Annotated in this window: 7 protein-coding genes and 2 rRNA genes (1 of these 9 only partly in view); 4 read left to right on the top strand and 5 right to left on the bottom strand. The window is 61.0% G+C overall.

The features are described from left to right. Together CY658_RS12560 and rrf are read left to right on the top strand one after the other, a co-directional pair. A 23S ribosomal RNA gene (locus tag CY658_RS12560) occupies positions 1 to 2,251 on the top strand (it extends 625 nt beyond the left edge of the window). A gap of 129 nt (positions 2,252 to 2,380) precedes the next feature. Continuing rightward, positions 2,381 to 2,493 (top strand): 5S ribosomal RNA (rrf, locus tag CY658_RS12555). Between the two features lie 163 nt (positions 2,494 to 2,656). Here the strand turns inward: rrf and CY658_RS12550 are convergent. From CY658_RS12550 to hppD, 5 genes are all read right to left on the bottom strand, one after another. Then, positions 2,657 to 3,601, bottom strand: coding sequence for an MBL fold metallo-hydrolase (locus CY658_RS12550; RefSeq protein WP_374221104.1), 945 nt, complete (start codon positions 3,599 to 3,601; stop codon positions 2,657 to 2,659). Next, positions 3,594 to 5,285, bottom strand: coding sequence for an AMP-binding protein (locus CY658_RS12545; RefSeq protein ID WP_101490538.1), 1,692 nt, complete (start codon positions 5,283 to 5,285; stop codon positions 3,594 to 3,596). The genes CY658_RS12550 and CY658_RS12545 overlap by 8 nt, the downstream gene beginning before the upstream one ends. A 127-nt stretch (positions 5,286 to 5,412) precedes the next feature. Then, positions 5,413 to 6,285, bottom strand: coding sequence for a phenylalanine 4-monooxygenase (gene phhA, locus CY658_RS12540; RefSeq protein ID WP_099793267.1), 873 nt, complete (start codon positions 6,283 to 6,285; stop codon positions 5,413 to 5,415). 20 nt (positions 6,286 to 6,305) lie between these two features. Continuing rightward, positions 6,306 to 7,118 (bottom strand): transporter substrate-binding domain-containing protein, encoded by an 813-nt coding sequence (locus tag CY658_RS12535; RefSeq protein WP_095947889.1) that lies wholly within the window; start codon positions 7,116 to 7,118, stop codon positions 6,306 to 6,308. A gap of 29 nt (positions 7,119 to 7,147) precedes the next feature. Then, positions 7,148 to 8,275 (bottom strand): 4-hydroxyphenylpyruvate dioxygenase, encoded by a 1,128-nt coding sequence (hppD, locus tag CY658_RS12530; protein WP_099793263.1) that lies wholly within the window; start codon positions 8,273 to 8,275, stop codon positions 7,148 to 7,150. Positions 8,276 to 8,432: 157 nt separating this feature from the next. Between hppD and CY658_RS12525 the strand changes: the two genes are divergently transcribed. Beyond that, entirely contained in the window at positions 8,433 to 8,906 is a 474-nt protein-coding gene (locus CY658_RS12525) for an Lrp/AsnC family transcriptional regulator (RefSeq protein WP_099793261.1), read from the top strand. A 109-nt stretch (positions 8,907 to 9,015) separates the two neighbouring features. Further along, complete coding sequence (locus tag CY658_RS12520; RefSeq protein WP_101490537.1) at positions 9,016 to 9,744, top strand: GNAT family N-acetyltransferase; 729 nt, start codon at positions 9,016 to 9,018, stop codon at positions 9,742 to 9,744. Positions 9,745 to 9,936: the final 192 nt, after the last annotated feature.

The raw sequence follows: 9,936 nt of genomic DNA, 5'->3' as shown, positions 1-9,936 counted from the left end.
ATCGAGTCCGAATAGGGCGATCAGTCGCTGGGTGTAGACCCGAAACCAAGTGATCTATCCATGGCCAGGATGAAGGTGCCGTAACAGGTACTGGAGGTCCGAACCGACTAGTGTTGCAAAACTAGCGGATGAGCTGTGGATAGGGGTGAAAGGCTAAACAAACTTGGAAATAGCTGGTTCTCTCCGAAAACTATTTAGGTAGTGCCTCAAGTATTACCATCGGGGGTAGAGCACTGTTTTGGCTAGGGGGTCATGGCGACTTACCAAACCAAGGCAAACTCCGAATACCGATGAGTACAGCTTGGGAGACAGAGCACCGGGTGCTAACGTCCGGACTCAAGAGGGAAACAACCCAGACCGCCAGCTAAGGTCCCTAAAATTGGCTAAGTGGGAAACGAAGTGGGAAGGCTAAAACAGTCAGGATGTTGGCTTAGAAGCAGCCATCATTTAAAGAAAGCGTAATAGCTCACTGATCGAGTCGTCCTGCGCGGAAGATGTAACGGGGCTAAGCCAGTTACCGAAGCTGCGGATTTGCAATTTATTGCAAGTGGTAGGAGAGCGTTCTGTAAGCCTGTGAAGGTGCGTTGTAAAGCGTGCTGGAGGTATCAGAAGTGCGAATGCTGACATGAGTAGCGTTAAAGGGGGTGAAAAGCCCCCTCGCCGTAAGCGCAAGGTTTTCTACGCAACGTTCATCGGCGTAGAGTGAGTCGGCCCCTAAGGCGAGGCAGAGATGCGTAGCTGATGGGAAACAGGTCAATATTCCTGTACCGATTGTTAGTGCGATGTGGGGACGGATCTTAATAGGTCATCCAGTTATTGGATTATTCTGGTTTAGTTGGATGTAGGCGTGCATTAGGCAAATCCGGTGCACATATACCGAGGCCAACGATCGAGCGGACTTGTCCGTGAAGTGACTGAACGAGGTTCCAGGAAAAGCCACTAAGCTTCAGCTAACAACGACCGTACCGCAAACCGACACTGGTGCGCGAGATGAGTATTCTAAGGCGCTTGAGAGAACTCAGGAGAAGGAACTCGGCAAATTGACACCGTAACTTCGGAAGAAGGTGTGCCCTATTAGTGTGTAGTGAACAACGAAGCATGAATGGGTTGCAAAAAATCGGTGGCTGCGACTGTTTATTAAAAACACAGCACTCTGCAAACACGAAAGTGGACGTATAGGGTGTGACGCCTGCCCGGTGCTGGAAGATTAAATGATGGGGTGCAAGCTCTTGATTGAAGTCCCAGTAAACGGCGGCCGTAACTATAACGGTCCTAAGGTAGCGAAATTCCTTGTCGGGTAAGTTCCGACCTGCACGAATGGCGTAACGATGGCCACACTGTCTCCTCCTGAGACTCAGCGAAGTTGAAATGTTTGTGATGATGCAATCTCCCCGCGGAAAGACGGAAAGACCCCATGAACCTTTACTGTAGCTTTGTATTGGACTTTGAACAGATCTGTGTAGGATAGGTGGGAGGCTTTGAAGCAGGGTCGCTAGATCTTGTGGAGCCAACGTTGAAATACCACCCTGGTGTGTTTGAGGTTCTAACCTAGGTCCATTATCTGGATCGGGGACAGTGCATGGTAGGCAGTTTGACTGGGGCGGTCTCCTCCCAAAGCGTAACGGAGGAGTTCGAAGGTACGCTAGTTACGGTCGGACATCGTGACGATAGTGCAATGGCATAAGCGTGCTTAACTGCGAGACTGACAAGTCGAGCAGATGCGAAAGCAGGACATAGTGATCCGGTGGTTCTGTATGGAAGGGCCATCGCTCAACGGATAAAAGGTACTCTGGGGATAACAGGCTGATACCGCCCAAGAGTTCATATCGACGGCGGTGTTTGGCACCTCGATGTCGGCTCATCTCATCCTGGGGCTGTAGCCGGTCCCAAGGGTATGGCTGTTCGCCATTTAAAGAGGTACGTGAGCTGGGTTTAAAACGTCGTGAGACAGTTTGGTCCCTATCTTCCGTGGGCGCTGCAGATTTGAGGAAGCCTGCTCCTAGTACGAGAGGACCGGAGTGGACACACCTCTGGTGTATCGGTTGTCACGCCAGTGGCATTGCCGAGTAGCTAAGTGTGGAAGAGATAACCGCTGAAAGCATCTAAGCGGGAAACTCGTTTCAAGATGAGATCTGCCGGGGCCTTGAGCCCCCTAAAGAGTCGTTCAAGACCAGGACGTTGATAGGTCAGGTGTGGAAGCGCAGTAATGCGTTAAGCTAACTGATACTAATTGCTCGTGCGGCTTGACCCTATAACTTTGATCAATCTGATCAAGGTGTTATGCCAAGTTGACGCATTCAAAATAATTCGCCAAAAAGCTGATTCCAAACTCTATGAATTCGTTTGACTGATCGTGTGATCAGTCAGACAACCCTTTATGCCTGATGACCATAGCGAGTTGGTACCACTCCTTCCCATCCCGAACAGGACAGTGAAACGACTCAGCGCCGATGATAGTGCGGGTTCCCGTGTGAAAGTAGGTCATCGTCAGGCTCTTACAGCCCAGAAAACCCCAGTCAGCAATGACTGGGGTTTTTTGCTTTGCGCGACGCAAAGACAAAGAACTCGCAAACCACGAGCAAGCAAATAGACAGACAAAGAAAAAGCGCCAACTCGAAAAAGATGGCGCTTTTTTATTGCAGCAAACAAGCGCCAATCAGACGTTGCGAACTCCCAAAGCATCAGATTGCGCTGCGCCAACCGCAATCAGTTCAGCCAGTAGGTCTGCTGTCAGATCAACCAGTGTCTCACCAGCAAAGAATCGCGCCCGGATCCGCTCGAAATACGGTGTCCCGCCAAGCCACGCCCCCCACTCAGCGTGCGACACCGCATGCAGCTCCAGCAGCTTGAACTTCATCAGCACCTTCATCGCATGACGCGCGTGCTTCACCGGGTCTCGCTGCAAGCCAGCTAAACGCTTGCGCGCCGTATGCAAGGCACGATCGACGTCGCCAAAGACTCCGCCATGACCTGGAATCACCTGCAGAGGCGCCAACTTCTCGATCAAATCGAGCGTCGCCGCGATGTCTCCGAACGAAGGCTCGCCCATCAGTTCAGGAAAGGCGATGCCAAACCCGTTTTCCCAAAGCGCATCCGCTGAAATCAGGGTCCGCGACACCGGATCGAACAGGATCACCGAGTGCGGATCGTGGCCCGGAGCGCCGTGCACTTGCCACGCGCTGTCTCCCCACAGGCATTCAGTGCCTGGATCGAGCAATCCGGTGAAGCCAAAACGCGGGCAAGTCTGCCCCGTCGCAAGAAAACTCAGGCCTTCTGCATCCCATCGCTCGACCAGCGCCGCCTCTCCAGGCGGAATGTCCGTCCGCAGCGACGGATAGCGCTGCTGCAATGCCGCGTTCCCCCCGCAGTGATCGCTGTGCAGATGCGTGTTCAGCACCCGATCGAGCGGACGCTCTCCAAGAACAGACTCCACCAATGCCAGCGTCTGATCAGCATGCGTGGCATACCCAGTGTCGACCAGTGCGGTTTCCTCCGCCCCGATGAACAGGATGTTGTTCGACGACAGCCAGCCTCGCTCGAACACGACGACATTCGCCGGCAGTCCGGCGCTGGCCTCCCCGTGCCCCACGCCGTCAGGCACCAGCGCTGGTGCGCAGTTCGCGACGCAGAATCTTCCCCACGTTGGTCTTGGGCAGCGACTCGCGGAACTCGATGTGCTTCGGTCGCTTGTAACCGGTGAGCTGTCCGTTGCAGTACTGGAGTACGGCGTCCTCCGTCAGCGTCGGGTCCCTGCGAACCACGAAGACCTTGATGGCTTCGCCTTGCTTTTCGTCCGGCACGCCGACGGCCGCGCATTCGACCACCCCCGGGCACAGCGAGATCACGTTCTCCAGCTCGTTGGGGAACACGTTGAAACCGCTCACGAGGATCATGTCCTTCTTGCGATCGACGATGCGGCTGTAGCCGTCTTCCTGCATCACGGCGATATCGCCGGTACGCATGAAGCCGTCGGCCGTGAAGGCGGCGGCCGTCTCGGCGGGCTGGTTGTAGTAGCCGGTCATCACGTTCGGCCCCTTGATGCAGAGCTCGCCCGCCTGACCGATCGGCAGCGATTGGCCTTCATCGTCCTTGATCGCGATCTCAATGCTCGGCAACGGCAGGCCGATGGTGCCTGTGAACTTCGTGTTCGACACTGGGTTGTTGGTGCCGATCGCGCAGGTCTCGCTCATGCCCCAGCCTTCGATCATCGGGCAGCCGGTGGCCTCGAACCATTTGCGCGCCGTGCCTTCGGAGGCGGCCATGCCGCCGGCCTGCGACACGAACAGCGTCGAGAAATCGACCGTCTTGAACTCCGGGTGCATCAGCAGCGCATTGAACAAGGTGTTCACCGCCGGCAGCATGTGGAAGGGCCGCTTCTTCAGCACCGCGACGAACTTGTTGAAGTCGCGCGGGTTCGGAATCAGCGTCATGTGCGAGCCCTGGCGGATCACCAGCAGGCACAGCGTCAGCGCGAAGATGTGATACAGCGGCAGCGCCGCGATGCTGTTGACCTTCGCCAGGTCGCCGGCCCGCGCCAGCGCCGGCGTGAACCAGGCTTCGGCCTGCAGCGTGGCGGCCACGATGTTGCGATGGGTCAGCACTGCGCCCTTCGACAAGCCGGTCGTGCCGCCCGTGTACTGCAGGAAAGCGATGGAATCGAGCGTGCTCTGGTCGGGCCCGAGCGTGCGCCCGCGGCCTTCGGCAATCGCCTGCTTGAACGGCGTGACCGTCCGGCCTTCGCTCAACGGCAGCTTGTAGGGCGGCACCATCTTGGCCAAGTGGCGCACGGCGACTGTGATCCACGTGCCGTACAGCCCCCCGAGCAGATCGCCCATCGCGGTCATCACCACGTGCTTGACCGGCGTGCGCTCGATCACCTGCTCGAGCGTGGCGGCAAAGTTTTCGAGGATGACGATGGCCGTGGCGCCGGAGTCCTTGAGCTGGTGCTCCAGCTCGCGCGCCGTGTACAGCGGGTTGACGTTGACGCAGGTGTAGCCCGCGCGCAGCACGGCGCACATCGTGACCGCGAACTGCGGCACGTTGGGCAGCATGATCGCCACCCGCGCGCCGGGCTCGAGGCCCCGAGACTGCAGCCAGGCACCCATCGCCTTCGAGAGCGTGTCGAGTTCGCCGTACGACATCCACCGCTCCATGCAGACCGAGAACGGCCGGTCCTTGTAGCGGCCGAAAGCCTCGTCGAACATGTGAGGCAGGGAGCGGTACTGCTCCGGGTGAATCTCGTGCGGCACGCCGGCCGGATAGTTCTGTTGCGCGGATGTCTGCATGCAAGCTCCTTTGGCGCGGATTGTGGGAGCCAATGCCTCCCACCCGCCAGCGGGCTTGTCCTAGGGGCGCACGCCGGGTGTCGCGCAGGCGATAGCCGCCGTGCGCGCCCGGGTCACGCAGATGCGATCAGGCGTTGCCCGATTCGCCCGGCAGCAGCACGCCGGCCGGGATGTCGGCCTCGACTTCAAGTGCGCGGTACAGCGGCGTGAAGTCGGGTGCCGTGAGATCGAAGAGCTGCGCGAAGTTCTCGATCACGAAGTAGTTGGCCTGGTAGGTGTCGATCTTGTATTGCGTGCGCATGGTGCGCAGCAGGTCGAGCGGGAGGCGGTGCGGCTCGGGGCTGCGCACCGCGTGCTGCAGCTCGCCGACCGAACTCAGGATGCCGGCACCGTAGGCGCGCAGGCCCTCGGGCTGGCGGATCAGGCCGAACTCGACCGTGTACCAGTACAGGCGCGCCAGCTTCTCGCCGGCGCCCAGCTCGTGCGCCTTCATGCCGCCCTGGCCGTAGCGCTGCACATAGTCGGCGAAGGTCGGGTCGAACAGCATCGGCACGTGGCCGAACAGGTCGTGGAACACGTCGGGCTCGACGATGTAGTCGAACTCTTCGGGCTTGCGGATCCAGTCGGTCACCGGGAACTTGCGGTTCGCCAGCAGCGTGAAGAAGGGCAGTTCGGGAATCAGCCCCGGCACCGCCACGATCTCCCAGCCGGTGGCGCGGTGCAGGCGCTCGTTGAGTTCCTCGAAGCGCGGGATGCGGTCCTTCACGCCGAGCAGCGGCAGCGCCTGGATGAAGGCGTCGCAGGCCAGGCCCGGCAACTGCGCTGCCTGGCGTTCGTACAGCCGCTTGTAGGTGTCGTGGTCGGCCGCCGTGTAGCTGGCCCAGTCCTGCGGACAGGTGTAGTCGGCTTGCACCGAACCGCCGCGCGAGTAGTCGCCGCGCGGCGGGCGATCGGATGCGCCATAGACGGCGGGAGTGACAACGGCGGCGGGGGTATCCATGGGGCGTTCGGTTTCTCGGGTTATTTGAGCCAGCGGTCCATCACGCGCTGGAAGTCGCCGCCGGCTTGCTGCAGGTGCAGCCATTGGTCGACATACGATTTGAAAGCCACGTCGTCGCGCGGCAGCATCCAGGCCATCTCGCCGTACTGCAGCGGCTTGTCGGGGTTCACCGCGCACAGCCCGGGCTTGAGCTTCTGCTGCGTGATGGCCTCGGCCGATTCGGTGACGAACACGTCGGCGCGGTTGGCCAGGATCTCGTCGAAGATCGTGACGTTCTCGCCGTGCAGCGTGAGCCTGGCCTGCTTGAAGTTGGTACGGGCAAAGCGTTCGTTGCTGCCGCCCGGGTTGAAGATCACGCGGGTCGACGGCTGGTCGATGGCCGCCACGCTCTGGTACTTGGCCACGTCGGCGCAGCGTGCGATGGGCGTCTTGCCGTTGACCATGTAGGGCGCGCTGAAGAAGGCGCGCTTCTGGCGATCGGTGGTTACCGACACGCCGCCCACGGCGATGTCGCACTTGCCCGCGGCCAAGTCGGGCAGCAGGTTGGCCCAGGTCGTCTTGACCCACTCGGGCTTGGCGCCGAGGCTGGCGCTGAAGCCCGCCATCAGGTCGACGTCGATGCCTTCGAACGAGGCATCGGCCTTCTGGAAGCTGAAGGGCCGGTAGTCGCCCGGCGTGCAGATGCGCAGCACCGCCGCCTTTTGCACCGTGTCCAGGTGCGAGGCACCCGGGCCGGCCGCGGGTGGCGCCGAGGCGCAGCCCGAGAGCACGACCGCAGCGGCGGCTGCCGCGACAAAGGAAGTGACGACAGTCGAAGAAGACGCGTGGCGCATGCCGGGCTCCAGGGCAGTGGTGAAGCGCCTTATTTTGCGGCGCTCAGCACGCCGCGGCGCATCTGGTCGAGCTCGATGCTCTCGAACAGCGCCTTGAAGTTGCCGTTGCCGAAGCCGTCATCGCCCTTGCGCTGGATGAACTCGAAGAAGATCGGGCCCAGCTGGTTCTCGCTGAAGATCTGCAGCAGCAGCGCGTCCTTCTTGCCGTCGATCAGGATCTTGCGTTTCTTCAGCTCGGCCACGCTTTCGCCGTGCTCGGGAATGCGCTTGTCGATCAGCTCGTAGTACGTGTCGATGGTGTCCAGCAGCGTCACGCCGTTGGCGCGCAGCGCGTCGACGCTCTCGTACAGGTCGTCCGAGCCCATGGCGATGTGCTGGATGCCCTCGCCCTTGTACATGTCCAGGTACTCCTGGATCTGGCCGGCCTGTTCCTTGCCTTCTTCGTTGATCGGGATGCGGATCTTGCCGCAGGGGCTGGTCATGGCCTTGCTCTTCACGCCCGTCACCTGGCCTTCGATGTCGAAGTACTTCACTTCGCGGAAGTTGAAGAGCTTCTCGTAGAAGTTGGCCCACACGTCCATGCGGCCGCGGTACACGTTGTGCGTGAGGTGGTCGATGTAGGTCAGGCCGTTGCCCTTGCGCGTGAGCGCGTCCTGCGACGACACGCCCGGCAGCGCCTCGAAGTCCACGTCGTAGAAGCCGATGTTGCCGATGTCGCCCGGCTGCGCGCCGTTCTTGCCGGGCCAACGATCCACCAGGTAGATCAGGCTGTCGCCGATGCCCTTGATGGCGGGGATGTTCAGCTCGCCCGGGCCGGCCTTGTCGGCGAAGCCCCAGGCGCCCAGCGCGGTGGCGCGCTCGTAGGCCTGCTTGGCGTCCTGCACACGGAAGGCGATGGCGCACACGCTCGGGCCGTGCTCGCGTGCGAAACGCTGGGCGAACGAATCGGGCTCGGCGTTCAGGATGAAGTTGATCGTGCCCTGGCGGTACAGCAGCACGTTCTTGTGGCGGTGCTTGGCGATGGCCACGAAGCCCATGCGCTCGAACACCTGGCCCATCGCGACCGGATCGGGTGCCGCGTATTCGATGAATTCGAAACCGTCGGTGCCCATCGGGTTCTCCCAGGGCGTGAAGGCGGGGGCGTCGGTGTGGCTCATGGGTGCTGTCTCCGAAAAGTGGGGAAAGTTGTGCAGAAAGGAAAACAAAGGCCCGGATTCGGGCCGTCCTGCACTGTAGGTCGGAAGCCTTTCAGGTTTTCTGCATTTCTGGGCGCCACAGATGGCCATGACGCAGTAAAACTGCAAAAATGGCGAAATGGAAGCACTCGACAAGATAGATCGGCTCATTCTGCGCATGCTGCAAGCAGACGGCCGCGCCACCTACGACCAGATCGCCGAGCAGGTGAGCCTGTCGCCCAGCGCCGTGCTGCGGCGGGTCAAGCGGCTCGAAGAGCACAAGGTCATCGACCGCTACGTGGCGCTGGTCCAGCCCGAAGCGGTCGGCCTGGGCCTCACGGCCTACCTGAACGTGCGGCTCGAAAAGCACACCGAAAGCCACAAGCGCAACCCCATGGACCTGTTCCGCGCCAGCGTACAGACCTGGCCCGAGGTGGTCGAGTGCGCTGCCCTCACCGGCGACATGGACTACCTGCTGCGCGTCGTGGTGGCCGACATGGCGCACTACAGCCGCTTCATCATGGACACCCTGCTGAAGCACCCCAGTGTCCAAGACTGCAAGACCAGCTTTGTGCTCGATCGTGTCAAAGCCACAACATCTGTGCCCGTTTAACTACAAATTGGTTGCGGAAAGACCACGGACTCTGGTATCGAGTCACGAATGAGTCCTGAAAGTGTCCCCATGGGCTTGGTGATTAAGGGAAAACCCTTACATTTGAACCATGCTTACCGCCAAGACCCTCCTCAAAGCGTCTCTCGGCCTCGGCTCTTTCCTGAAGGCGCCGATGGTTGAGGCGCAGCCGCGCGCCGTCAGCGCGCCACCGCCCGTCATGGTGCCGATCCGCTCGATCGGCCCGCGCGAACGCGAACGCATCGCGCGCCACCTGCTCGACCTGACACCGCACGACCGCTACCTGCGCTTCGGCTATGCCGCGGCCGACGAGCAGGTTCTGCGCTACGTCGAAGGCCTGGACTTCGACCGCGACGAACTCTTCGGCATCTACAACCGCCGCCTCGACCTGATCGCGATGGCGCACGTCGCCTACGCGCCCGACGACCAGCACAGCGACTGCGCCGAGTTCGGCGTGTCCGTGTCGGCGCACGCCCGCGGCCGTGGCTACGGGGCGCGCCTGTTCGAGCGTGCCGTGGTGGCCGCGCGCAACGAAGGCGTGGGCATGCTCTTCATCCATGCGCTGAGCGAAAACGCGGCCATGCTCAAGATCGCCCGCAACGCTGGCGCCACCGTGGTGCGCAGCGGCTCGGAGTCGGAAGCGCATCTGCAGCTGCCCACCGCCACCTTCGACAGCCGCATGAGCGAGATCGCGCTGGAGCACTACGCCGCCGTCGATTTCGCGCTCAAGAGCCGCGCCAAGCAGTTCTGGGCCTTCCTCGCGAGCGTGCAGGAAGTGCGCAGCGGCATGCGCGACGCGCGCAGCAAATCTGCACCATAACTGTTGGCCCCCCGGCTTTTCACTTCGCTTCGCTGCGTGTAATTCGCCACCCCCCGAGGGGGAGGCGCGGCTCGCCTTGGGGCGGCCCGGCGGCGGCCGCCTGGGCGGTGTTCTTACCGTGGCAAACGTCAAGGTAGAGCCTGTCATGCGCAATCCGTTATCCTTGCCTTTCTTCAACTTCGCCCTCCCGCA

Origin of the sequence: Variovorax sp. RO1 (assembly GCF_002849325.1) — a bacterium.
In the GTDB taxonomy this organism is placed as follows: domain Bacteria; phylum Pseudomonadota; class Gammaproteobacteria; order Burkholderiales; family Burkholderiaceae_C; genus Variovorax.
This window is presented reverse-complemented; position numbering and strand designations above follow the sequence as displayed.

Excerpts from the sequence above, each read along its gene's own strand:
- CY658_RS12545 (WP_101490538.1), bottom strand. The coding sequence starts at position 5,285 with ATGCAGACATCCGCGCAACAGAACTATCCGGCCGGCGTGCCGCACGAG.
- phhA (WP_099793267.1), bottom strand. The coding sequence starts at position 6,285 with ATGGATACCCCCGCCGCCGTTGTCACTCCCGCCGTCTATGGCGCATCC.
- CY658_RS12535 (WP_095947889.1), bottom strand. The coding sequence starts at position 7,118 with ATGCGCCACGCGTCTTCTTCGACTGTCGTCACTTCCTTTGTCGCGGCA.
- hppD (WP_099793263.1), bottom strand. The coding sequence starts at position 8,275 with ATGAGCCACACCGACGCCCCCGCCTTCACGCCCTGGGAGAACCCGATG.
- CY658_RS12525 (WP_099793261.1), top strand. The coding sequence starts at position 8,433 with ATGGAAGCACTCGACAAGATAGATCGGCTCATTCTGCGCATGCTGCAA.
- CY658_RS12520 (WP_101490537.1), top strand. The coding sequence starts at position 9,016 with ATGCTTACCGCCAAGACCCTCCTCAAAGCGTCTCTCGGCCTCGGCTCT.